Here is a 23,313-nt window from a genome sequence, read left to right as displayed (position 1 = left end):
ACCGCTGCCTTACAGGGCGGCGGCGACGCGTTCGGCGATGGCCAGGCTGGCAGTCAGCCCCGGAGATTCGATGCCGAACAGGTTGACCAGGCCGGGCAGGCCGTGATCCCCGGGGGTTTGGATGACGAAGTCGGCGGCCGGTTCCCCGGCGCCGCTGAGTTTCGGCCGTACGCCACTGTAAGCCGGTTGCAGGCGTGCCGGGTCGATGCCCGGATAGTAGCGGGCGATGGCAGCGGCAAACGGCTCGCGTAGGCTGGCATCCACCTGGTAGTCGAGTTCGCTCAGGTAATGGACGTCGGGGCCGAAACGTAGCTGGCCGGCCAGGTCGAGGGTGGCGTGGATGCCCAGCCCGGCCGTGTTGGCCGCTGGCAGCGGGTAGATCAGCTGGCTGAACGGGCTGCGCCCGCTGTAGCTGAAGTAGCGTCCCTGGCAGAGATGCTGACGAGGCACGCCGGTCAGTCCCTGGGTAGCCTGGGCCAGCTCGGGTGCGGCGAAGCCGGCAGCATTGATCACCTGGCCGGCGCGCAGTTGAAAGGGCTCGCCGGCACTCAGCCCGCTGACCCGCCAGCCGCCGGCGTATGGCTCAAGGTGCGTGGCGCGGGTATGCAGGATCAGCTGCGCTCCCTGTCGTTCGGCGTGAGCCAGCAGGGATTGCAGGTAGGCGTGGCTGTCGAAGATGCCGGTGCTCGGCGAGTGCAGGGCGGCCACACCACGCAGGGCCGGCTCGCGCTGGCGCAGTTGTGCGGCATCGAGTGGTTGCAGGTCGTCTACGCCGCAGGCCCGGGCATTCTCGGCCAGACGCTGCAGGGCGGGCAGCTCCTCTTCGTCCACGGCCACCAGCAGCTTGCCCAGGCGGCGGTGGGCGATGTGCTGCCTGGCGCACCAGGCATACAGGCGTTCGCGGCCTTCCAGGCACAGGCTGGCCTTGAGCGAGCCGGGTGGGTAGTAGAGACCGGCGTGGATGACTTCGGAGTTGCGGCTGGAGGCGTGGCTGCCGATCAGCGCCTGCGCTTCGATGATCAGGCAGCTGCGTGTGGGCGATGCAAGACGTGCGGCGCAGGCCAGGCCGATGGCGCCGGCGCCGATGATCAGCAGGTCGACCTGGTGCATCGGCTCAGCCGGCCTGGGTCTTGCTCTGCAGGATGACCTGCAGTGCGCTGTCCAGACCTGGCGGCGCCTGCCAGTGCAGCGCTTGTCCGGCTTCAGCGGCCAGACGGCAGGCCTCCGCGTAGAGGCGCCGGGCCACCCCACGACGCCGGGTGACCTGGCGGACGCAGAGGTGTGACAGCTGCCAGCCGTCAGCGCCGCGCGTCACGCAGGCGGCACCGAGCAGGCGGTCGTTGAAGCGTCCGACCAGCAACTGGCCGCTGTCCAGCAGGCTATCCAGCAGATGTTGTGCGTCGTTGTAGGGGGCCAGCAGCCAGTCGGGTGCCTCGGCATAGATTTTCGCCAGGTCAAGACGATCCTGCGCGCTGGGCTGGCGGACAAATTCGACGACAACGGGCATGCGGCGGTCCTCGGGTGGCTAGGCGGGCGAGTGTAAACCCGCTGGCCGGGCGGCCGGTAGCCGGGCCCGCTGCGCCCGGCCTATAATGGCGGCCTTTCCGCAGCATTTATCCCGGAGTTGCACATGGCCGAGCGTACGGCATGCGTCGAGCGCAATACCCTGGAGACCCAGGTCAAGGTCTCGATCAATCTGGATGGCACTGGCAAGGCCAAGTTTGATATTGGCGTGCCTTTCCTCGAGCACATGCTCGACCAGATTGCCCGTCACGGCCTGATCGACCTGGACATCCACTGCAAGGGCGACCTGCATATCGACGATCACCACACCGTGGAAGACGTCGGCATCACCCTCGGCCAAGCGTTCGCCAAGGCCGTCGGCGACAAGAAGGGCATGACCCGTTACGGCCACTCCTATGTGCCGCTAGACGAAGCCCTGTCGCGCGTGGTGATCGATTTCTCCGGTCGTCCCGGCCTGCAGATGCATGTGCCCTTCACCCGCGCGGTGGTCGGCGGCTTCGACGTGGATCTGTTCCAGGAGTTCTTCCAGGGCTTCGTCAACCACGCCCTGGTGACCCTGCACATCGACAACCTGCGCGGCCACAACACCCACCACCAGATCGAGACGGTGTTCAAGGCCTTTGGCCGCGCCCTGCGCATGGCCATCGAGCTGGACCCGCGTATGGCCGGGCAGATGCCGTCCACCAAAGGGTGCTTGTAAGTGCAGACCGTTGCAGTAATCGACTATGGCATGGGCAACCTGCATTCGGTGGCCAAGGCGCTGGAGCATGTTGGCGCCGGCCGGGTGCTGGTGACCAGCGATGCGCAGGTGATCCGCGAGGCTGACCGCGTGGTGTTCCCCGGGGTTGGGGCGATCCGCGACTGCATGGCCGAGATCAAGCGCCTGGGCTTCGACAGCCTGGTGCGCGAGGTCAGCGCTGACCGTCCGTTCCTTGGCATCTGCGTCGGCATGCAGGCCCTGCTGGAGCGCAGCGAGGAGAACGATGGCGTGGACTGCATCGGTCTGTTCCCCGGCCAGGTGCGCTTTTTCGGCAAGGACCTGTATGAAGGGGGCGAACACCTGAAGGTGCCGCACATGGGCTGGAACGAAGTCGAGCAGGTGATCGACCACCCGCTGTGGCACGAGATCCCAAACAAGGGTCGTTTCTACTTCGTGCACAGCTACTACATCGACTCCGGCAATCCCGCCCAGGTGGTCGGGCGTGGTCACTATGGCAAGGACTTCGCCGCGGCGCTGGCCGACGGCTCGAAGTTCGCCGTGCAGTTCCACCCGGAAAAGAGCCATACCCATGGCCTGCAGCTGTTGCAGAACTTCATCGGCTGGGATGGGCGTTGGTAAAGACGGCGCTGCGCGCGAGGCCAAGCGCTGAAGGCTGGACGATATGCGCGGCATTTTTTCGTCAAGCCTTCAGCATTTAGCCTTCAGCGAAATCATTTTCTCGATTTTTCAGGACCTATCCGAATGCTGATTATCCCCGCTATCGATCTCAAGGACGGCGCCTGCGTGCGTCTGCGCCAGGGCCGCATGGAAGACTCCACGGTGTTCTCCGATGACCCGGTGAGCATGGCCGCCAAGTGGGTCGAGGGCGGCTGCCGCCGTCTGCACCTGGTCGACCTGAACGGCGCCTTCGAAGGCCAGCCGGTCAACGGTGAAGTGGTCACCGCCATCGCCAAGCGCTACCCGACCCTGCCGATCCAGATCGGCGGCGGCATCCGCACCCTGGAGACCATCGAGCACTATGTGCGCGCCGGGGTCAGCTACGTGATCATCGGCACCAAGGCCGTGAAGGATCCGCAGTTTGTCACTGACGCCTGCAAGGCCTTCCCGGGCAAGGTGATCGTCGGTCTGGACGCCAAAGACGGCTTCGTCGCCACCGACGGCTGGGCCGAGGTGTCGAGCGTGCAGGCGACTGATCTGGCCAAGCGCTTCGAGGCCGATGGCGTATCCGCCATCGTTTATACCGATATCGCCAAAGACGGCATGATGCAGGGCTGCAACGTCGAGGCTACCGCCGCGCTGGCCGCTGCCAGCCGCATCCCGGTGATCGCTTCCGGCGGTATCCATAACCTCGGCGATGTCGAGAAGCTGCTGCTGGCGCGCTCGCCGGGCATCATCGGCGCCATCACCGGCCGTGCCATCTACGAAGGCACCCTGGATGTCGCCGAGGCGCAAGCCTTCTGCGATCGGCAGGCGAAATACGAATAAGGCGCTGGAGGCTGGAGGCTGGACGATGGCCGAGTTGCCTTTTCGTTCAGCTTTCAGCCTCCAGCCTCCAGCGAATTCAGGATTGGGAGGCCCGCATGGCCCTCGCTAAACGCATTATTCCCTGCCTCGACGTGGACAATGGCCGCGTGGTCAAGGGCGTCAAGTTCGAGAACATCCGCGACGCCGGTGACCCGGTGGAAATCGCCCGCCGCTACGACGAGCAGGGCGCCGACGAGATTACCTTCCTCGACATTACCGCCAGCGTCGACGGCCGTGACACCACCCTGCACACGGTGGAGCGCATGGCCAGCCAGGTGTTCATCCCGCTCACCGTCGGTGGCGGCGTGCGTACCGTGCAGGACATCCGCAACCTGCTGAATGCCGGCGCCGACAAGGTGTCGATCAACACCGCCGCGGTGTTCAACCCGGAGTTCGTCGGCGAGGCCGCCGCGCGCTTCGGCTCGCAGTGCATCGTCGTCGCCATCGATGCCAAAAAAGTTGCCCCGGGTCGCTGGGAAATCTTCACCCATGGCGGGCGCAAGCCGACCGGCCTGGATGCCGTGCTCTGGGCGAAGAAGATGGAAGACCTCGGCGCCGGCGAGATTCTGCTGACCAGCATGGATCAGGACGGCGTGAAAAGCGGCTACGACCTCGGCGTGACCCGCGCCATCAGCGAGAGCGTGGGCATCCCGGTGATCGCCTCCGGCGGCGTCGGCAACCTGCAACACCTGGCTGCCGGTATCCTCGAAGGCAAGGCCGACGCGGTGCTGGCCGCCAGCATCTTCCACTTTGGCGAATACAGCGTGCCGGAAGCCAAGGCCTACCTGGCCAGTCGCGGTATCGTGGTACGTTGACTGCCGTCTGGTGTTTTGCCATGACGCAGGTCGCAGCTTGGGCATGATGGGCTTGGCAAGCCGCCGACGCTGATTAAGCTGCGCCCTTTGCAAGGCTATGGAAGCCGTGGAGGGAACACATGCACAAGATACTGCTGAGCCTGTCTTTGGTCTGGGGCCTGTTGCTGGGGCTGCCGGCACAGGCCGAGGATGCGCCTGTCGCGGAAATCGTTCTGCTGACCGAAAACTTCCCGCCTTACAACATGGCCAGCAACGGGCGCAATTTTGCCCGTGAAGACCAGTTGCAGGGAATTGCCGTCGAGTTGGTACAGGAGATGTTCCAGCGCGCCGGGGTCAGCTACCACATGACCCTGCGTTTCCCCTGGGCGCGTATCTACAAGATGGCCATGGACAATCCCAATCACGGGGTTTTCACGATTGCCCGACTGCGCGAGCGTGGCCCGCTGTTCAAGTGGGTGGGGCCGCTGGGTACCGATGACTGGGTGCTGTTGGCCAACGCCGACAGCAACATCCGCCTGGACAACCTGCAGCAGGCGGGTGCTTATCGTATCGGCGCCTACAAGGACGACGCGATTTCCCAGCATCTGCAGGCCGAAGGCATTCCTTTCAGCACGTCGCTGCGTGACCAGGAGAATCTCAGCAAGCTGCAGAAGGGGCAGATCGACCTGTGGGCCACGGGTGACCTGTCCGGGCGTTACCTGGCCAAACAGGAGGGTGTCAGCGGGCTGAAGACCGTGCTGCGCTTCAACGGTACTGACCTGTACCTGGCCCTCAACCCGCAGACCCCGGATGAGGTGGTCAACAAACTCCAGCAGGCGTTGCAGGAAATGCAGGCGGAAGGCGCCCTGGCGCGCATCGTCGCCAAGTACCTGTAACGCCCCGGCGCGGCCAGGGAGCGTGGCCGCGTGACTGTTCGCAGGATGCGCTATTGCAACTCATGCTTTCGGGTGGACTCCATGCGCAAATTGCTCAAACGTTCTCTGGCTGTAGCCAGTCTGGCCTTGGCCGGCCTGGCTCAGGCGGAGGTTCCTGCGGACTACAAGGTTATCCTGCTCACCGAAAACTTCCCGCCCTACAACATGGCGATCAACGGCAAGAACTTTGCGCAGGAAGACAATATCGACGGCATCGCCGTGGATATCATTCGCGAGATGTTCAAGCGTGCCGGCATCGAGTACAGCATGACCCTGCGTTTTCCCTGGGAGCGCATCTACAAGCTGGCCCTGGAAAAGCCGGGCTATGGTGTGTTCGTCACCGCCCGCCTGCCGGAGCGCGAGGAGCAGTTCAAATGGGTCGGCCCGATTGGTCCGGATGACTGGGTGCTGCTTGGTCGTGCCGACAGCAGCATTCGTCTGAACAGCCTGGCAGAGGCAGCCAGCTATCAGGTGGGCGCCTACAAGGGGGATGCCATCTCCGAGCACCTCCTCGAACAGGGATTGCAGCCGGTGCTGGCGCTGCGTGACCAGCTCAATGCACAGAAGCTGCAGTCCGGGCAGATTGACCTGTGGGCTACCGGCGACCCCGCAGGCCGCTATCTGGCCAAGCAGGAGGGGATCAGCGGGCTGAAAACCATCCTGCGTTTCGATAGCGCGGAGCTTTACCTGGCACTGAATCGCGAAGTGCCGGACGAGGTAGTCAGCAAGCTGCAGGCCGAGCTGGACAAGTTGCGTGAAGAGGGTTTTGTCGACGACATCGTCAACAACTATCTTTGATAGGCCCGCTGGCATCTGACAACAACAATCCTGAAGAGCCAAGATCATGCTGAAAACTTGCAAACGCGTCCTTTGTGCCAGCCTGCTGCTGGCGGCTAGCAGCGCCCAGGCCGAACTGCCGGAAGGCTACAAAATGGTCGTGCTGACCGAAAACTTCCCGCCATTCAACATGGCCGTGGATGACAAGAACTTTGCCCGTGATGATGGTATCGATGGCATCAGTGCGGAAATTGTCCGCGAGATGTTCAAGCGTGCCGGCATCGACTACAGCATGACCCTGCGCTTTCCCTGGGATCGCCTGTACCGGTTGACCCTCGACAAGCCCGGCTATGCCTTGTTTTCCACGACGCGTACCGCCGAGCGTGAAGCCCTGTTCAAGTGGGTGGGGCCGCTGGGGGAAACTTCCTGGGTGCTGATGGCGCGTGGCGATAGTGCCATCCAGGTGAACAACCTGAGTGAAGCCAGCCAGTACCGTATTGGTGCCTACAAAAACAACGCACTCAGCCAGTCGCTGGAAAGCCAGAAGATTCCGCTGGTGCTGTCGCTGCGTGATCAGGAAAACATTCGCAAGCTGGCCGCCGGGCAGATCGACCTGTGGGCCACCGACGATCCGGCGGGGCGCTACATGGCGCGCGCCGAAGGCGTGCAGGGACTCAAGGTGGTCTTGAAGATGAACCAGGCCCAACTCTACCTGGCGCTCAACAAGGATACCCCGGACGAGGTGGTCGAGCGCCTGCAGAAGGCCCTGGATGAGATGCGCCAGGAAGGTTTCGTCGAGGAAATGACCAACAGCTACCTGTAGGTCGCGAGCCCGGTCTGAGTGCCGGGCTGCCTGTCTGCCGAGCAGGCCCTACTGGCGGGTGATGTTCAGGCCCTTGAGCAGGTTGAGCGCCTGGCTTAGTTGGTAGTCGTCATCCTGCGGGCGTGGGCTGCGCGTATCCTGGCGGCGCGGCTTGTCCGGTTGGCCATTGCCGTTGCCCAGGTGGCCTGCCAGGTCGGCTTCCTTGATGCCTTCGTTGTCCTGCTCGCGGGTGACGCGGGCGCGTGCCACCTCGATATCCGGGACGATGCCCTGAGCCTGGATCGAACGCCCCTTGGGCGTGAAGTACAGGGCGGTGGTCAGTTTCAGGGCGCGCTCGTTGTTCAGCGGCAGGATGGTCTGTACCGAGCCCTTGCCGAAGCTGTCGGTGCCCATCAGTACTGCGCGGCGATGATCCTGCAGGGCGCCGGCAACGATTTCCGAAGCCGAGGCGCTGCCGCCGTTGATCAGTACCACCAGTGGCACGCCCTCGCTGGCATCTTCGGGGTCGGCCGAGAAGCGCAGCTCGGAGTTGGCCAGACGCCCCTCGGTGTAGACGATCAAGCCCTTGCTGAGGAAGTGGTCGGTCACTTCGACGGCGGCCTGTAGCACGCCCCCCGGGTTGTTGCGCAGGTCGAGTACCAGGCCCTTGAGCGGCTGCTTGCCGTTGTCACGCTTGAGTTTGCTCAGCGCCTTGGCCACTTCGTCGCCGGTATTGATCTGGAACTGACTGATGCGGATCAGTCCGTAACCGTCATCCAGCAACTGGCTCTTCACGCTGCGCACCTTGATCACCGCACGCTGCAGGGGCAGATCGAACGGCTGGCCGCCTTCACGCACCAGGGTCAGTAGTACCTTGCTGCCCGGCTTGCCACGCAGTTTCTCCACCGCCTCCATCATCGACCAGCCCTTGGTCGGCTGGTTGTCGATCTTGAGGATCAGGTCGCCCGGCTGGATACCGGCCTTGGAGGCCGGGGTGTCGTCGATGGGCGAGATGACCTTGAGGAAGCCGTCCTCCATGCCGACCTCGATACCCAGGCCGCCGAATTCGCCACTGGTGCTTTCCTGCAGTTCGGCGAAGGCCTGTGGTTCGAGGTAGGCCGAATGCGGATCAAGGTTGCTGAGCATGCCTTTGATGGCGTTTTCCAGCAGGGTCTTGTCGTCGATGGGCTCGACGTAGGCGCTCTTGATGCGGTCGAGCACCTCGGCAAAGGTGCGCAGCTCGTCCAGCGGCAGTTCCGCCTTGGCGGGCGCTGGTTCGGCGGCCTGCAGAGGGCCGGCCAGCAGGCTCAGGGCCAGGGCAAAAGGGGTAAGGCGAAAGCGGTGCAGCATGCTGTGCTAACTCCAGAAAAGAAGGATCAACCGTGGCTCCGGCACCACTGCGCCGGGTCGCTGGGGCGCCCCTGCTGGCGAATGGCAAAGTACAGCGCGGCGCTTTGCTGGCCGCCACTGCTGCCCACCGTGGCAATGGTTTCGCCGGCGTTGACCAGGTCACCGGGGTTTTTCAACAGGCTTTGATTATGGCCATACAGGCTCAGATAGCCATTGCCATGGTCGATGATCACCAGCAGCCCGGCACCACGCAACCAGTCGGCAAAGACTACGCGGCCACCATGTACGGCGCGCACCGGGCTACCGGCGCTGGCGCCAATCAGCACGCCGTCCCAGGTGCTGCGGGCGTCGCCGGCGCGCGGGCTGCCGTAGCGGGCCAGCAGGCGGCCGTCCACCGGCCAGGGCAGCTTGCCTTTGGCCTGGGCAAAGGGCCCCGACTGGCCACTCCCGCTGCTGACCTGCGGGCCGCTGCCAGGGGTGCCGGGGGTGCTTTGTTGGGCCAGGCGCTGGGCTTCTGCCGCGCGTTGCCGCGCCAGCTCGGCTTCACGTGCCTGGCGGGCCAGGGTTTCCTCGATGGTGCGCAGTACCCGGGCAAATTCGGCCTGCTCCTGCTGGCGGGCACGCAGCCGCTGATCACGACTGCGGTATTCCCGGTTGAGTTTGGCCAGGGTTTGCTGGCGTTGCTGGCGCACCTTGGCCAGCTCGTCGCGGCGGCCCTGCAGTTCATGCTGACGCTCGGCCAGGCGATTTTGCTGGGCAATGATGTCGTACTCGACATTGGCCAGTTGGCGCAGGGTCTCATTGAAGGTTTCCAGCTGGCGCAGGCGGGCCTGCCCCAGGTATTCATACTGGGTCAGGGTGCGTGACAGCTGTTCCGGTCGTTGCTGGTTGAGCAGCAGGCGCAGAGGCTCCTGACGGCCACTCTGGTAGGCGGCGCGGGCCTGGATGCCAATCAGTTGCTGTTGCTCAAGGCGCGATTGCTGGAGTTTTTTTTTCTCACCGTCGAGCCGCTGCAGCTCGCTTTCGCTGTCCTTGATCTCTTCCTGCAGGTGCTTGATGTCGCGCTCCAGGCCGCCCATCTCACGTTCGGTCTTCTGCAGGGCCTGCTGTACGCTGGACTTCTCTTTTTCCAGGGTTTTCAGCAGTTTTTGCAGTTCGGCGACGTCCTGGCGGGCCTTTTCCAGTTGTTGCTGGGCGGCGCTACGCTCGTCGGCCTGGGCCAACAGGCAGAACGCGCTAAGCAGGACGATGGACAGGGTGCGAAGCATGGCGAGGCTCACCGCAGGGAAAGGACCGGCCTAGTATGCCTAAAAAAGCGGGAAAGCATTCGACGAAAAGCGCTGGAGGCTGGAAGGCTGGAGGCAAGCGCGACTGGCTGTTGCGTCGTTCAGCTTTCAGCTTTCCAGCGCTGTTTCGGCTCTTTGAGTTTATTCCAGCTCGACGATGGTTTTACCGGTCATTTCCGCAGGAACCGGCAGGCCCATCAGGGTCAGCAGGGTCGGTGCCACGTCGGCCAGTACGCCGCCTGCGCGGATGCTCGCCGGGCGCTTGCCGACATAGATGAAGGGCACCGGCTCGCAGGTGTGCGCGGTATGCGCCTGGCCGGTGCACTCATCTTCCATCTGCTCGACGTTGCCGTGGTCGGCGGTGATCAGCGCTTCACCACCGACCTTGTCCAACGCCTCGACGATGCGCCCGACGCAGCTGTCGAGGGTTTCCACGGCCTTGACCGCGGCCTCGAATACCCCGGTGTGGCCGACCATGTCGCCGTTGGCGTAGTTGACGATGATCACGTCATAGCGCTGGTTTTCGATGGCCTCGACAATCCGTTCGGTCACCTCGGGGGCGCTCATCTCCGGCTGCAGGTCGTAGGTGGCGACGTTCGGCGAGGGGATCAGGATGCGTTCTTCCCCGGCAAACGGTTCTTCGCGGCCGCCGGAGAAGAAGAAGGTCACGTGGGCGTATTTCTCGGTTTCGGCAATACGCAGCTGGGTCTTGCCGTTCTTCGCCAGGTATTCGCCGAGCACGTTGTCCAGCGATTCAGGGGCAAAGGCGCAGGGCGCGGGGATGCTTGCTGCGTACTGGGTGAGCATCACGAAGCCGGCCAGTTGCGGCACGCGCGGGCGTTGGAATTCCTGGAAGTCCGGCTCGACAAAGGCGCGGGTCAGCTCGCGGGCGCGGTCGGCGCGGAAGTTCATGAACACCACGGCGTCGCCGTCTTCCACCTGGACCGGTGTGCCGATGGTGGTGGCCTTGACGAACTCGTCGCTCTCCTCGCGGGCATAGGCGGCGGCCAGGCCTTCGCTGGCGCTGTCGGCGGCGAACTGCCCCTGGCCGTCGACGATTAGCTGCCAGGCCTGCTCGACGCGGTCCCAGCGGTTGTCGCGGTCCATCGCGTAGTAACGGCCGATCAGGCTGGCAATGCGCCCCTTGCCCAGCCTGGCGAAGGTGGCGTCGAGCAGTTCGATGGACGGCTGGGCGCTGCGCGGCGGGGTGTCGCGACCGTCGAGGAAGGCATGCAGGTAGATCTTCTCGGCGCCGCGCTGGGCAGCGAGTTCCGCCATGGCGACCAGGTGATCCTGGTGGCTGTGGACGCCGCCGTCGGAGAGCAGACCGAGGATGTGCACCGCCTTGCCGGCAATCACGGCCTTGTCCACCGCGGCATTGATCACGGCGTTGTCGAAGAACTCACCGTCGCGGATCGCCTTGGTCACCCGGGTGAAGTCCTGGTACACCACGCGGCCGGCGCCGAGATTCATGTGGCCCACCTCGGAGTTGCCCATCTGCCCGTCCGGCAGGCCGACATCCATGCCGCTGCCGGAAATCAGGCCGTGCGGCTGGGTGGCGCGCAGGCGATCGTAGACCGGGGTATGCGCCGCGTGGATGGCGTTGTACTCGGGCTTGTCGCTGTGGCCGAAGCCGTCGAGGATGATCAGGACCAGGGGTTTGGGCGTGGCGCTCATGCAGGCTGGCTCGCTCTGGGCAGTGGCTGGAAAGGCGGGATTTTAAGAGCTGCGGCGCGTGTCGTCACGGCTTGCCGGCTCTGTGTATACTTGGGCCCATTTTACGCCTGTGGAACCCTCTGATGTTGGCCCAACTGATTGAATTTGCCACTAACCACTATGTACTGAGTGGATTGTTCGTCGCCCTGCTGGTGGCCTTGCTGGTCTCCGAACTGCGCAAGGGCGGCAAGGCCCTGAGCTGTCGTGAGCTGACCGCACTGGTCAATTCTGGCGAGGCGCTGGTAGTCGACGTCCGCGCGCAGAAGGAATTCAGCGCCGGGCATATCGTCGATGCCCTGCATATTCCGCACGACAAGTTCGCCGCACGTATGGCCGAGCTGGACAGGCACAAAGAGAAAACCTTGATTCTGGTCGATGCCCTTGGCCAGCATTCCGGTAGTCTCTGTGCCCAGCTGCAGAAGGCCGGCTTCAAGGCCGCCAAACTCTCCGGCGGTATTGCCAGCTGGCGCAACGACAACCTGCCATTGGTCAAGTGACATGCCCAAGGTTCTGATCTACACCACCGCGACCTGCCCCTATTGCCTGCGCGCCAAGCAACTGCTTGACGACAAGGGCGTTCGTTATGAAGAGCGGCGTGTCGATGGTGATCCCGCCCTGCGTGCGGAAATGGCGCGGCAGGCCGGGCGTACTTCGGTACCGCAGATCTGGATTGGCAGCACCCATGTGGGCGGCTGCGATGACCTGTATGCCCTGCAGCGCGCCGGCCGCCTTGATGCCCTGCTGGCCGATTAATACTTTCGAATCAACCATGCCAAGGATTTCTCATGTCTGAGCAGAACGGCGCCCAAGAAGCGCAAAACCCGCAATTCTCCCTGCAGCGCATCTACGTCAAGGACCTGTCCTTCGAAGCGCCGAAGAGCCCGGAAATCTTCCGTCAGGATTGGGCGCCGAGCGTGCAGCTGGACCTCAACACCCGTCACAAGGAACTGGAAGCCGGTTTCCATGAGGTGGTGCTGAGTCTCTCGGTGACCGTCAAGACCGGTGAGGAAGTGGCGTTTATCGCGGAAGTACAGCAGGCCGGCATCTTCCTGATCCAGGGCCTCGACCCGGCCTCGATGAGCCATACGCTGGGCGCCTTCTGTCCCAACCTGCTGTTCCCCTATGCTCGCGAAGCCCTCGACAGCCTGGTCATCCGTGGCTCGTTCCCCGCGCTGATGCTGGCTCCGGTGAACTTCGATGCGCTGTATGCCCAGGAGCTGGCGCGCCAGCAGCAGGCCGGCGCACAGGCCTGATCAGCGCTCGGGAAAAACCCCCGGCACTGCCCCTGGCAGGCCGGGGTTTTTTAATGCCTAGGCCTGGTAGCTGATGCGTCCGTCGAGCAGGGTGTAGCGCACCCGGCCCGGCAGGCAGTGACCAAGGAATGGGCAGTTCTGGCCCTTGGAAAACCATTGCTCACCAGCCAGGGTGCTGGCCTGCTCGGCAAACAGCAGGATATCTGCCGGAGCGCCTACGGCCAGACGGCCGGCGGGCAGGCGCAGGGCTTGGGCTGGGCCGCAGGTGAGGCGGCTGAGCAGGCTGGGCAGGTCGAGCAGGCCGTCCTGCACCAGGGTCAGGGCCAGTGGCAGGAGCAGTTCGACACTGCTGATGCCTGGCTCGGTGGCGCCAAAGGGGGCCAGCTTGGCATCGTGTTCGTGCGGCTGGTGATGGCTGGCAATGCTGCCGATCACCCCCTGCCTGACCGCCTCGCGCAGGCCTTCGCGGTCACGCCGGCTGCGTAGCGGCGGCTGTACGTGGTACAGGCTGGAGAAGTCGGCTAGCGCTTCGTCGGTGAGAATCAGTTGGTACAGCGCCACGTCGGCGCTCACCGGCAGGCCACGAGCCTGGGCCTGGGCGATCATTTCCGCGCCACGTGCACTGCTGATGCAGCTGAAATGCGCGCGCACACCGTTCTGTTCGACCAGCAGCAACTGGCGGGCCAGGGCCACGGTTTCGGCGCTCTCCGGAATGCCCGGCAAGCCGAGGAAGCTGGCGGTGGCGCCTTCGTGGGCCAGGCCGCCTTCGGCCAGATCGTGATCCTGGGCGTGGAAAACCACGGTGAGGTCGAAGGTGGCTGCGTATTCCAGCGCGCGACGCAGGGTGCGACTGTTCTGGAAGCTGTACAGGCCGTCACCGAAGGCTACGCAGCCGGCATCGCGCAGCGCGACCAGTTCGGCCAGTTGCTCGCCGGCCAGGCCTTTGCTCAGGGCGCCAATGGGAAATACCTTGGCATGGCCGGCCTGCTGAGCGCGGTCGAGGATCAGCTCGGCCACGGCCGGGGTGTCCAGTACCGGACGGGTCTGCGGTGGGCAGCACAGGCTGGTTACCCCGCCTGCGGCAGCGGCCAGGGTTTCGCTGGCGATGCTGCCCTTGCGGCCATAACCGGGCTCGCGCAGGGCTACGGACAGGTCGACCAGGCCGGGAGCGGCAATCAGTCCGCTGGCATCGATCAGTTGGCGGGGATTGAAGCCGAGCGGGGCCTGGCCGATGGCGACGACCTTGCCGCCATCAATGAACAGGTCGGCGTGCTGGTCTAGGCCGCTGGCCGGGTCGAGCAGGCGCGCTCCACTAATTTGCATCGACATCAGTTGTGCTCTCCGGCGTCCTGGTTGAGTTGGCGCTGGGCGGCCTGGCCGCTCATGCACATCGACAGTACCGCCATGCGCACGGCAATACCGTAGGTCACCTGGTTGAGGATCACCGACTGCGGGCCATCGGCTACCGCCGACTCGATTTCCACGCCGCGGTTGATCGGCCCTGGGTGCATGACCAGGGCATCGGGCTTGGCCAGGGCCAGGCGCTGTTCGGTCAGGCCGTAGAGGCGGAAGAACTCGCCTTCGCTGGGCAACAGGCCGCCCTGCATGCGCTCCTTCTGCAGGCGCAGCATGATCACCACGTCGACATCGCGCAGGCCTTCGCTGAGGCTGGTGAATACACGCACGCCATACTGCTCGAGGCCGACCGGCAGCAGGGTTTGCGGGGCGATGACGCGGATGTCCGGGCAGCCCAGGGTGCGTAGGGCCAGCATGTTGGAGCGTGCCACGCGCGAGTGCAGGATATCGCCGACGATGGCGACCGAGAGGTTCTCGAAACCGCCCTTGTGCCGGCGGATGGTCAGCATGTCGAGCATGCCCTGGGTGGGGTGGGCATGGCGGCCGTCGCCGGCATTGATGATGGCCACCTGCGGGCAGACGTGCTCGGCGATGAAGTGCGCGGCGCCGGAGTCGGCATGGCGTACCACGAACATGTCGGCGGCCATGGCCTCCAGGTTGCGCAGGGTGTCGAAGAGTGTTTCACCCTTGCTGGTCGAGCTGGTCGACACATTGAGGCTGATCACGTCGGCGGACAGGCGCTGCGCGGCCAGCTCGAAGGTAGTGCGGGTGCGTGTGGAGTTCTCGAAGAACACGTTGCATACCGTCTTGCCACGCAGCAGTGGAACCTTCTTCACGGCGCGGGCGCCCACCTCAAGGAAGGAGTCGGCGGTATCCAGCAGTTCGGTGAGCAGCTCGCGCGGCAGGCCGTCGAGGCTGAGAAAGTGGCGCAGCTGGCCGTTTTCGTTGAGCTGCAGCGGGCGCTTGGCGTCAATCGGAGTCATTGCGGGAGTTCTCGGTCGGCGAGGGTTTGCAGCTCAAGGCTCAGGGGTGTGGGGCCGGACAATTTTACCCGTTGATTGGCCGCCAGGGACAGGCTGGCGCCGACCACGTCCGGGCGGATTGGCAGCTCATGGGCGTTGAGGTCGAGCAGGCAGACCAGGCTGACGCTGGCCGGGCGGCCGTAGTCGAACAGTTCGTTGAGGGCGGCGCGCACGGTGCGCCCGCTCATCAGTACGTCATCAATCAGTACCAGGTGCTGGCCCTCGATGTCGAAGGGCAGGGCCGAGGGGCGTACTTGCGGGTGCAGGCCGTGCTGGGTGAAGTCGTCGCGGTAGAACGATACGTCCAGCGTGCCCAGCGGCTGGCTGAGGCCTAGCTCGGCCAGCAGGGCCTGGGCGACCCAGACGCCGCCGGTATGGATGCCGATGAAGCGGGCCTGGTCGATGCCGCGTTGCTCCAGGTGCAGGCGCAGTGCCGCAGCCATCTGCGGCAGGAGCTGGCTGGGGTTGGGCAGGTGCATGGGCTCTCCTCTGGCGTCTAGGCGCCGTGCTGTTCAAGCCAGCCCTGCAAGAGCAGGGCGGCGGCAATCGCATCCACCGGGCGTTCGCGGTAACCGCCGCGTTGTCCCTGGGCCAGGCGCTGGCCCTTGGCTTCGTAGGTGGTCAGGCGCTCGTCGTGGGTGTGTACGGGCAGTTGATAGCGGCCGTGCAGGCGCCGTGCGAATTTTTCGGCGCGTTCGCTCATTTCGCTGGGCGAGCCGTCCATGTTCAGCGGCAGGCCGACGACCAGGGCGTCGGGTTGCCATTCCTTGAGCAGGGCCTCGATCTGCTGCCAGTCGGGTACGCCGTTTTGTGCCTTGAGCACGCAGAGTTCGCGAGCCTGGCCGGTAATCATCTGGCCGACGGCTACGCCAATTTGCCGGGTACCGTAGTCGAAACCGAGGAGCAGGCGCAGGTTGCTCATGCGTGGCCGGCCTGCGCGGTGAGCAGGCTGAGGTTGACGCCCAGGCGCGCGGCGGCGGCGTCCAGGCGCAAGTCGGCGGGCAGGTCGAAAAGAATATCCAGGCTGGCGGGGCAGGTCAGCCAGGCGTTATCGGCCAGTTCGGCTTCCAGCTGTCCGGCGTCCCAGCCGGCATAGCCGAGGGCGATCAGGTGTTGTGCCGGGCCCTGGCCGTCGGCAATCGACAGCAGAACATCCTGCGAGGTGCTCAGGGTGACGTCGCCCAGCACCACGCTGGCCTGGAATGAAGGGCCTGTCGGGTGCAGTACGAAACCCCGCTCGGTCTGCACCGGACCGCCGCTGTATACCGGCATGCCATGGCAGCGTGTTGCGGGCGGGGTTTCCGGGCGCAGTTGTTCGAGGATGTCGGCCAGGCTGAGGCCGCTGGGACGGTTGATGACCAGGCCCATGGCACCCTGCTCGCCGTGGTCGACCAGATAAGTGACGGTTTGCGCAAAATTGCCATCGGCCATATGCGGCATGGCAATCAGGAAGTGGTGCTTGAGGCAGATCGGTGCGCTGTTCATGGCGCTAGTGTGGCGGCGGCGCAGCCAAGCTTCAAGGGCTGCGGCTACTGGCTGGAGAGGCGGTCACCCCGCTCGAAGCGCCAGGTGCGGATGATTTCCAGGCGGTCGAATTCCGCCAGGTCACCACTGAACGGGGCGTAGGGTGCGGCCAGGCGTACGATGCGCATGGCGGCCTGGTCGAGCACACTATGCCCGGAGGACTCCAATACCTGTACTTCGTATAGGGTGCCGTCGCGATTGATGGTCACCAGCAGACGCAGCGAGCCATAGATGCGCTGCCGGCGTGCTTCGTCGGGATAGTTGAGATTGCCGATGCGCTCGATCTTCTTGCGCCACTCTTCCTTGTACCAGGCGCCCTTGTCGCGCAGCGTGGACGCGGCATTCAGGCGGTGGATCTTCGGTCGCTTGGCATACAGTTCGCGCTCCATGCTCAGCTGCGCCTCGAGGCTGGCAATTTCCATCGACAGCTGGCTGCTGTCGAAGATCGGTGCCGGCGGGCTGGGCGGTTGCGGTGGAGTCTTCTCGGGCTTGACCTGCACTTTCTGTACTTGCGGTGCCTGGGTGGCGAGTACCTGCTTGCGCGTTTCGACCTGCGGGCTGGGTGGCGGCGCGCTGGGGGGGGTGACCTTGCGGATCTCGCTGTCCTGCAGGGGCGCTTGCTCGGTGGTTTTCGGGGCGGCCTTGTGCTCCAGGCTGCCACTGCCTTCCTGATTGTGCTGAGCAATGAAGTCAGCATCCTTCGGCGCCTGTTCGCTCTGGAAGGTAGCCAGGGTGACTTCCAGGCTCTTGCTGATCTGGCTGGGCTTGGGCATTTCAAAGCCCACGCCGATGATCAGTGCCAGGTGCAGTACGGCGGCGATCAGCAGGGTAAAGCCCAGGCGGTCAGCTGGGCGGGCGCTGGAGGAGGGAGGCACGGAAGGGGTTGCTTTCATGGGTGTCGCAAGCCGGCAAGATGCCCGGCAGTCTGCCCAGCGTTGCGATAAAAGTCCATGAAGCAGGCCACGCTTGGCGGTTCTGCCTAACGTGTGGCGAGTTTTTCGGCAATCACTTGCATCAGGCGCTCGCCGATGCGCGTATCAAACGCGGCATCAATCTCGCGTATGCAGGTCGGGCTGGTGACGTTGATCTCGGTCAGGTGCTCGCCAATCACGTCGAGGCCGACAAACAGCAGGCCGCGGCGGCGCAGCTCAGGGCCGACTGCGGCGGCGATCTCGTGGTCGCGGGGGGTGAGTGGGCGCGCCTCGCCGCGGCCGCCAGCGGCCAGGTTGCCGCGGGTCTCGCCCTGTGCAGGGATGCGCGCCAGGCAATAGGGTACCGGCTCGCCATCGATCATCAGGATGCGCTTATCGCCATCGACAATCGCCGGCAGGTAACGCTGCGCCATGATCTGCTGGCTGCCGTGAGCCGTCAGGGTTTCCAGAATGACCGACAGATTGGGGTCTCCGGCGCGGTGGCGGAAGATCGACGCGCCGCCCATTCCGTCCAGGGGTTTGAGAATGATGTCACGCTGTGCCTCGGCGAATTGCCGCAAAATGTCCGGGCGACGGCTGACCAAAGTGTCAGGAGTGTAGGCGCTGAATGCCGTGGCAAAGAATTTCTCGTTGCAGTCACGCAGGCTCTGCGGGCGATTGACCACCAGGGTGCCGGCGCGTTCGGCCTGCTCCAGCAGGTAAGTCGAATAGATGAACTCGTTGTCGAACGGCGGATCCTTGCGCATCAGGATGACCTGCAGTTCGGCCAGTGGCTGGTCGAGTTCCTCGCCAAGGGTGAACCAGCCGTCGGCGTTGTTGAACACCTGCAGTGGCTGCATGCGGGCGCGTGCCTCGCCAGCGAGCTGATAAAGGTCACGCTGCTCCATATAGAAAAGTTGCCAACCACGTGCCTGGGCGGCAAGAAGCATGGCCAGCGAGCTGTCCTTCTTGAAATTGATGCTGGCAATGGGGTCCATGATGATGCCGAGACGAACGGTCATGGGCGGTATTCTCCTGGCAGGCGGCGGGTGCCGCACGATAGCGGGGATGCTGGCCAGGGTTCAAGCTGAAACGCCGTCAGGCAGCCGGCACGGCTGGCGATAGGGCGGTTTGTGGAATGGTTCAGGAGACTGTGCTAAAAAGACCGCACGATTGGGTCGCAGCCCATCGGTGGCAGGGCCTTCAGCGCACTGATATAACGCATATAACGACTCACCGAGGCGGATGGTAGGGCGAACATGGAACAGCATTCCGAAGGCTTGAGGGTAATGGTGATCGACGATTCGAAGACGATTCGTCGGACGGCGGAAACACTGCTTAAGAAAGTCGGTTGTGACGTGGTCACGGCCGTCGATGGTTTCGATGCGTTGGCCAAGATCGCCGATACCCATCCCAGCATCATCTTTGTTGATATCATGATGCCGCGACTGGATGGCTATCAGACCTGTGCGCTGATCAAGAACAACAGTGCGTTCAAATCTACCCCGGTGATCATGCTGTCCTCCAAGGATGGTCTGTTCGACAAGGCCAAGGGGCGCATCGTTGGTTCCGACCAGTACCTGACCAAGCCCTTCAGCAAGGAAGAGCTGCTTGGCGCCATCAAGGCCCACGTCCCTGATTTCACTCCAGTGGAACAAGCTTCCTGAAGTCCGGCCAATCGGCCGGTGATGCCTTATTCGTATGGGAACAACCATGGCTCGTATTCTGATTGTTGATGATTCGCCCACCGAGATGTACAAGCTGACAGCCATGCTGGAAAAGCACGGTCATCAGGTATTGAAAGCTGAAAACGGCGCCGATGGTGTGGCTCTGGCTCGCCAGGAAAAGCCCGATGCGGTGCTGATGGATATCGTGATGCCGGGTTTGAACGGCTTCCAGGCCACCCGTCAACTGACCAAGGATGCGGAGACCAGTCACATTCCGGTGGTCATCGTTACGACCAAGGATCAGGAAACCGACAAGGTCTGGGGCAAGCGCCAGGGGGCGCGTGACTACCTGACCAAGCCGGTTGACGAGGCTACCCTGCTCAAGACGCTGAATGCGGTGCTGGCTGGCTAATAGCTGCCTTCCTGCTTCATTTTTCCAGAAGAACAAGAAGGCGCCAGCTTGCATGGCTGAACAAACCTCTCCATTCCAGCGTCTGCAACAGATCGATCAGTCGTGCCGTGCCCTGGCAGCCGGTCTTCCTGCCCAGCAGGAGGCGGTGCAGACCTGGAGCGGCATCGGTTTTCGCATGGGCGGTCGTCTGTTCGTCGCGCCCATGGGTGAAGTGGCCGAAGTGCTGCATGAGCCGCGTTTTACCTTGCTGCCTGGGGTCAAGAGCTGGGTGCGTGGCGTGGCCAACGTGCGTGGTCGCTTGCTGCCGGTAATGGATCTGTGCGGCTTCTTCGGTCATGAGTTGAGCAATCGGCGCAAGCAACGGCGTGTCCTGGTGGTCGATCACCAGGAAATTTTCGCCGGTCTGACCGTCGACGAAGTGTTCGGTATGCAGCACTTCCCGGTGGATGCCTTCAGCGAGCATTTGCCGCCGCTGGAAGCCAATATCCAGGCATTCATTCACGGTGTCTTTCAGCGCGAACAGCCGTGGCTGGTATTCAGCCCCTACGCGCTGGCACAGAATCAGGAATTTCTCGACGTTGCTGTATGACGGCTGCCTGCTGGGCGGTGCGTCTTGGTTCGCGTGGAGCAAGGCAAGATCGGGTCGCAAGGCTCGCGTGGTACGGATGAGCCGGGTAACCGGCTTTTAAGCGTTACAGGAAACGATCGGTGGTAGGTCCAGGCGGGGGCCAGATAATGAAGAAAATCAACGCAGGCAATCTCCTTTCGGGTATTCGCAGCAGCGCGCTGATCACCGGACTCTTCGTGGTCCTGGTGGTCTCTATCGTGTTGCTGTTCGCGAACTTCGCATACCTCAACACCCAGTCGAACTACGACAAGGAATACATCAGCCATGCCGGCGAACTGCGCGTACTGTCGCAGCGTATCGCCAAGAACGCCACGGAAGCGGCGGCCGGCAAGAGCGAGGCCTTCCCGCTGCTCAAAGAGGCGCGTAACGACTTCGAGAAACGTTGGAATATTCTCCTGCGTGGTGATGAGGAAAGCGGCCTGCCGCCGGCGCCGGATGCCGTCCGCGAGCAAATGGGCCTGGTACAGAAGGACTGGGACAATCTGCGGCAGAGTGCTGACGCCATCCTGGCCAGTGAGCAGACCGTACTGTCGCTGCACCAGGTAGCCGCGACCCTGGCCGAGACCATTCCGCAGCTGCAGGTTGAGTACGACGAGGTGGTGACCACCCTGTTGGATAGTGCCTCGCCGGCCGATCAGGTAGCCGTGGCGCAGCGTCAGACCTTGCTGGCTGAACGTATTCTGGGTTCGGTGAACAAGGTGTTGGTGGGTGACGAAGACTCGGTACAGGCCGCTGATATGTTCGGTCGTGATGCCAGTCTGTTTGGTCGCGTACTGGCCGGCATGCTCGAAGGCAACGAGGCCATGCAGATCACCCAGGTGACGGATACCGATGCGGCGGAGCGCCTGGCGGAAATTTCCGAACTGTTCGAATTCGTTTCCGGTTCGGTAGACGAGATTCTCGAAACCTCGCCGGAACTGTTCCAGGTTCGTGAATCGGCGAACATCATCTTTACCGGTTCGCAGACCCTGCTTGACCAGGCCTCTTTGCTGGCCAGCGGCTTCGAAGAGCTGGCTACCGGGCGTCATTTCAATACCCTGGCCGGTTATGTGCTGGGCATTCTGGCATTGGCTTCGATCATTCTGATCGGTCTGGTCATGGTTCAGAGCACCCGCCAGCGCCTGGCCGAGACCGCCGAGAAGAACGAACGTAACCAGAACGCGATTCTCCGTCTGCTCGACGAGATCGCCGACCTGGCGGACGGTGACCTGACGGTGGCGGCGACGGTAACCGAAGACTTCACGGGTGCCATCGCTGACTCCATCAACTACTCCATTGACCAGCTGCGCGATCTGGTAGTGACCATTAACCAGACTGCTGTACAGGTGGCTGCCGCCGCCCAGGAAACCCAGGCCACGGCGATGCATCTGGCCGAGGCTTCCGAGCATCAGGCGCAGGAAATTGCCGGGGCTTCCGCGGCAATCAACGAAATGGCCGTGTCGATTGACCAGGTATCGGCCAACGCCGCCGAATCCACCGCGGTAGCGGAGCGTTCGGTAGCCATCGCCAACAAGGGTAACGAGGTGGTGCACAACACCATCACCGGCATGGATAACATCCGTGAGCAGATCCAGGATACCTCGAAGCGGATCAAGCGCCTCGGTGAGTCGTCCCAGGAGATCGGTGACATCGTTAGCCTGATTAACGACATTGCCGACCAAACCAACATCCTCGCACTGAATGCGGCGATCCAGGCCTCCATGGCCGGTGATGCGGGCCGTGGCTTCGCCGTGGTAGCGGATGAAGTACAGCGCCTCGCAGAGCGTTCCTCGGCGGCGACCAAGCAGATCGAGGCACTGGTTAAGACCATTCAGACCGATACCAACGAAGCGGTTATCTCCATGGAACAGACCACCTCCGAGGTGGTGCGTGGTGCCCGTCTGGCGCAAGACGCCGGGGTGGCCCTGGAAGAGATCGAGAAGGTATCCAAGACCCTCGCGGCGTTGATTCAGAACATCTCCAACGCTGCACGCCAGCAGGCCTCTTCGGCGGGTCACATCTCCAACACCATGAACGTGATCCAGGAGATTACCTCGCAGACCTCCGCGGGTACCACGGCGACGGCGCGCAGCATTGGTAACCTGGCCAAGATGGCCAGTGAGATGCGCAAGTCGGTATCCGGCTTTACTCTGCCGGACTCGGCGGAAAAGGCCTAAGCAACTGAGGCGCGGCGCCTGCTGGGCGCCGCATGGACCGCCAGGTGGCAGCCATGAGCGAAGGGCAGAGCATGCAGGCAGAGGGCGTGTGGACCTTGCAACCGCTGGTCGAGCTGTCTGCGCAGGACTTTCGTGACTGGTGTCGGGTGCTGGAAGAGCGTACCGGCCTGGTGATCAACGAACAGCGACGGTCCTTCCTGCAGGCCAATCTGGGCATGCGCATGCGTGAGCTGGGCATGACCGACTATGCCAGCTACCTGCGCCAGGTTCTCGATGGGCCGCGTGGTGCGGTCGAGTGGTCGTTGCTGATGGATCGGCTGACCATCCAGGAAACCCGTTTCTTTCGTCACCCTCCGTCCTTTGCTCTGCTCCAGCGCTATCTGCAGGAGCGCGTGCAGGCCGGTCTACAGCGTCCGCTGGCGTTGTGGAGTCTGGGTTGCTCGACCGGTGAAGAAGCCTATTCGCTGGCGGTGGTCGCGGCTGAGGTGCTGCGTGATACGCAGACCGCGGATGCGTTTGGCGTCACGGCCACCGATATCAGCCTGAATGCGCTGAACAAGGCGCGTAGTGCCGAATACCCGGCACGTCGCCTGGAACAGCTGGAACCGCAATGGCTGGAGCGTTATTTCCAGGCGTTGCCCGATGGACGCTACAAGGTATTGCCGCAACTGGTCGCGCGAGTCTGTTGTGCGCGGCTGAATGTGCTGGAGTTGGCCAAGGCGCCGATGACCGGCATGGACGTCATTTTTTGCCAAAACCTGTTGATCTACTTTCGTCGCTGGCGTCGCCGCGAAATCCTCAACCGCCTGGCCGAGCGCCTGGTGCCTGGGGGCTTGCTGGTGATTGGCGTGGGCGAGATGAGCGACTGGCAGCATCCGGATCTGCAACCGGTGGCTGACGAACAGGTGTTGGCGTTTACCCGGAAGGGGTAATTCAGGCTTATGAGCAGTGGAGT

At 63.4% G+C, this 23,313-nt stretch carries 27 protein-coding genes; 15 read left to right on the top strand and 12 right to left on the bottom strand.

Annotation, left to right across the window (positions count from 1 at the left end):
• Positions 1-9: 9 nt before the first annotated feature.
• Positions 10-1,110: an NAD(P)/FAD-dependent oxidoreductase gene (locus CW360_RS09940; protein WP_101193586.1), complete on the bottom strand. Its 1,101-nt coding sequence runs from the start codon at positions 1,108-1,110 to the stop codon at positions 10-12.
• A 4-nt stretch (positions 1,111-1,114) separates the two neighbouring features.
• A complete protein-coding gene (locus CW360_RS09935; protein ID WP_101193585.1) occupies positions 1,115-1,507 on the bottom strand; it encodes an acetyl-CoA sensor PanZ family protein in 393 nt (130 codons plus the stop codon).
• Between the two features lie 123 nt (positions 1,508-1,630).
• Between CW360_RS09935 and hisB the strand changes: the two genes are divergently transcribed.
• The 7 genes from hisB to CW360_RS09900 all read left to right on the top strand — a co-directional run bounded on the left by hisB (position 1,631) and on the right by CW360_RS09900 (position 7,098).
• Positions 1,631-2,224, top strand: coding sequence for an imidazoleglycerol-phosphate dehydratase HisB (gene hisB / locus CW360_RS09930; protein WP_093984553.1), 594 nt, complete (start codon positions 1,631-1,633; stop codon positions 2,222-2,224).
• The gene (gene hisH / locus CW360_RS09925; RefSeq protein ID WP_101193584.1) at positions 2,225-2,863 is read left to right on the top strand and encodes an imidazole glycerol phosphate synthase subunit HisH; all 639 of its coding nucleotides are present in this window, start codon (positions 2,225-2,227) and stop codon (positions 2,861-2,863) included.
• 123 nt (positions 2,864-2,986) lie between these two features.
• A complete protein-coding gene (gene hisA, locus CW360_RS09920) occupies positions 2,987-3,730 on the top strand; it encodes a 1-(5-phosphoribosyl)-5-[(5-phosphoribosylamino)methylideneamino]imidazole-4-carboxamide isomerase (protein ID WP_101193583.1) in 744 nt (247 codons plus the stop codon).
• Between the two features lie 95 nt (positions 3,731-3,825).
• Entirely contained in the window at positions 3,826-4,584 is a 759-nt protein-coding gene (hisF, locus tag CW360_RS09915; protein ID WP_101193582.1) for an imidazole glycerol phosphate synthase subunit HisF, read from the top strand.
• 119 nt (positions 4,585-4,703) lie between these two features.
• On the top strand, positions 4,704-5,459 hold the full coding sequence (locus CW360_RS09910) for a substrate-binding periplasmic protein (RefSeq protein ID WP_101193581.1): 756 nt from the start codon (positions 4,704-4,706) through the stop codon (positions 5,457-5,459).
• A gap of 81 nt (positions 5,460-5,540) precedes the next feature.
• Positions 5,541-6,296: a substrate-binding periplasmic protein gene (locus CW360_RS09905; RefSeq protein WP_101193580.1), complete on the top strand. Its 756-nt coding sequence runs from the start codon at positions 5,541-5,543 to the stop codon at positions 6,294-6,296.
• 46 nt (positions 6,297-6,342) lie between these two features.
• A complete protein-coding gene (locus tag CW360_RS09900; RefSeq protein WP_093984558.1) occupies positions 6,343-7,098 on the top strand; it encodes a substrate-binding periplasmic protein in 756 nt (251 codons plus the stop codon).
• Between the two features lie 48 nt (positions 7,099-7,146).
• Here the strand turns inward: CW360_RS09900 and CW360_RS09895 are convergent, their stop codons facing one another.
• The 3 genes from CW360_RS09895 to gpmI form a co-directional block, all read right to left on the bottom strand.
• Entirely contained in the window at positions 7,147-8,427 is a 1,281-nt protein-coding gene (locus CW360_RS09895; protein ID WP_101193579.1) for a S41 family peptidase, read from the bottom strand.
• A gap of 26 nt (positions 8,428-8,453) precedes the next feature.
• A complete protein-coding gene (locus tag CW360_RS09890) occupies positions 8,454-9,695 on the bottom strand; it encodes a murein hydrolase activator EnvC family protein (RefSeq protein ID WP_101193578.1) in 1,242 nt (413 codons plus the stop codon).
• Positions 9,696-9,854: 159 nt separating this feature from the next.
• Complete coding sequence (gpmI, locus tag CW360_RS09885) at positions 9,855-11,390, bottom strand: 2,3-bisphosphoglycerate-independent phosphoglycerate mutase (protein WP_101193577.1); 1,536 nt, start codon at positions 11,388-11,390, stop codon at positions 9,855-9,857.
• A gap of 122 nt (positions 11,391-11,512) precedes the next feature.
• Between gpmI and CW360_RS09880 the strand changes: the two genes are divergently transcribed.
• From CW360_RS09880 to secB, 3 genes are read left to right on the top strand one after another with little or no spacing between them, the layout of a single operon-like run.
• Complete coding sequence (locus CW360_RS09880; RefSeq protein WP_101193576.1) at positions 11,513-11,926, top strand: rhodanese-like domain-containing protein; 414 nt, start codon at positions 11,513-11,515, stop codon at positions 11,924-11,926.
• A gap of 1 nt (position 11,927) precedes the next feature.
• Complete coding sequence (grxC, locus tag CW360_RS09875) at positions 11,928-12,182, top strand: glutaredoxin 3 (RefSeq protein ID WP_093984563.1); 255 nt, start codon at positions 11,928-11,930, stop codon at positions 12,180-12,182.
• Between the two features lie 32 nt (positions 12,183-12,214).
• Positions 12,215-12,682, top strand: coding sequence for a protein-export chaperone SecB (secB, locus tag CW360_RS09870; protein WP_101193575.1), 468 nt, complete (start codon positions 12,215-12,217; stop codon positions 12,680-12,682).
• Positions 12,683-12,739: 57 nt separating this feature from the next.
• Here secB and CW360_RS09865 read toward each other — a convergent pair whose 3' ends face one another.
• From CW360_RS09865 to gshB, 7 genes are all read right to left on the bottom strand, one after another.
• Entirely contained in the window at positions 12,740-14,011 is a 1,272-nt protein-coding gene (locus tag CW360_RS09865) for a dihydroorotase (protein ID WP_101193574.1), read from the bottom strand.
• A complete protein-coding gene (locus CW360_RS09860) occupies positions 14,011-15,021 on the bottom strand; it encodes an aspartate carbamoyltransferase catalytic subunit (protein WP_101193573.1) in 1,011 nt (336 codons plus the stop codon). The genes CW360_RS09865 and CW360_RS09860 overlap by 1 nt, the downstream gene beginning before the upstream one ends.
• On the bottom strand, positions 15,018-15,539 hold the full coding sequence (gene pyrR / locus CW360_RS09855; protein ID WP_101193572.1) for a bifunctional pyr operon transcriptional regulator/uracil phosphoribosyltransferase PyrR: 522 nt from the start codon (positions 15,537-15,539) through the stop codon (positions 15,018-15,020). The genes CW360_RS09860 and pyrR overlap by 4 nt, the downstream gene beginning before the upstream one ends.
• A gap of 17 nt (positions 15,540-15,556) precedes the next feature.
• A complete protein-coding gene (ruvX, locus tag CW360_RS09850; RefSeq protein WP_093984568.1) occupies positions 15,557-15,982 on the bottom strand; it encodes a Holliday junction resolvase RuvX in 426 nt (141 codons plus the stop codon).
• Entirely contained in the window at positions 15,979-16,545 is a 567-nt protein-coding gene (locus CW360_RS09845; RefSeq protein WP_101193571.1) for a YqgE/AlgH family protein, read from the bottom strand. The genes ruvX and CW360_RS09845 overlap by 4 nt, the downstream gene beginning before the upstream one ends.
• Positions 16,546-16,589: 44 nt before the next feature.
• Positions 16,590-17,477, bottom strand: a complete 888-nt coding sequence (locus CW360_RS09840) for an energy transducer TonB (protein ID WP_093984570.1) — start codon at positions 17,475-17,477, stop codon at positions 16,590-16,592.
• A gap of 86 nt (positions 17,478-17,563) precedes the next feature.
• Entirely contained in the window at positions 17,564-18,517 is a 954-nt protein-coding gene (gene gshB / locus CW360_RS09835) for a glutathione synthase (protein WP_101193570.1), read from the bottom strand.
• Between the two features lie 237 nt (positions 18,518-18,754).
• Between gshB and pilG the strand changes: the two genes are divergently transcribed.
• The 5 genes from pilG (at position 18,755) to CW360_RS09810 (ending at position 23,290) form a co-directional block, all read left to right on the top strand.
• Entirely contained in the window at positions 18,755-19,162 is a 408-nt protein-coding gene (gene pilG / locus CW360_RS09830) for a twitching motility response regulator PilG (RefSeq protein WP_093984572.1), read from the top strand.
• Between the two features lie 46 nt (positions 19,163-19,208).
• Entirely contained in the window at positions 19,209-19,574 is a 366-nt protein-coding gene (pilH, locus tag CW360_RS09825; RefSeq protein WP_093984573.1) for a twitching motility response regulator PilH, read from the top strand.
• Positions 19,575-19,626: 52 nt separating this feature from the next.
• Positions 19,627-20,163 carry a chemotaxis protein CheW gene (locus CW360_RS09820; RefSeq protein ID WP_093984574.1) on the top strand — a complete coding sequence of 179 codons (537 nt, stop codon included), beginning with the start codon at positions 19,627-19,629 and terminating at the stop codon, positions 20,161-20,163.
• A 146-nt stretch (positions 20,164-20,309) separates the two neighbouring features.
• Positions 20,310-22,358 carry a methyl-accepting chemotaxis protein gene (locus CW360_RS09815; protein WP_093984575.1) on the top strand — a complete coding sequence of 683 codons (2,049 nt, stop codon included), beginning with the start codon at positions 20,310-20,312 and terminating at the stop codon, positions 22,356-22,358.
• A 71-nt stretch (positions 22,359-22,429) separates the two neighbouring features.
• Positions 22,430-23,290 carry a protein-glutamate O-methyltransferase gene (locus CW360_RS09810; protein WP_093984592.1) on the top strand — a complete coding sequence of 287 codons (861 nt, stop codon included), beginning with the start codon at positions 22,430-22,432 and terminating at the stop codon, positions 23,288-23,290.
• The last annotated feature ends 23 nt before the right edge of the window (positions 23,291-23,313 follow it).

Source organism: Pseudomonas fluvialis, from assembly GCF_002835605.1.
Lineage (GTDB): Bacteria > Pseudomonadota > Gammaproteobacteria > Pseudomonadales > Pseudomonadaceae > Aquipseudomonas > Aquipseudomonas fluvialis.
Note: the sequence above shows the minus strand (reverse complement) of the source record. Positions and strands in the feature narration are given on the sequence as shown.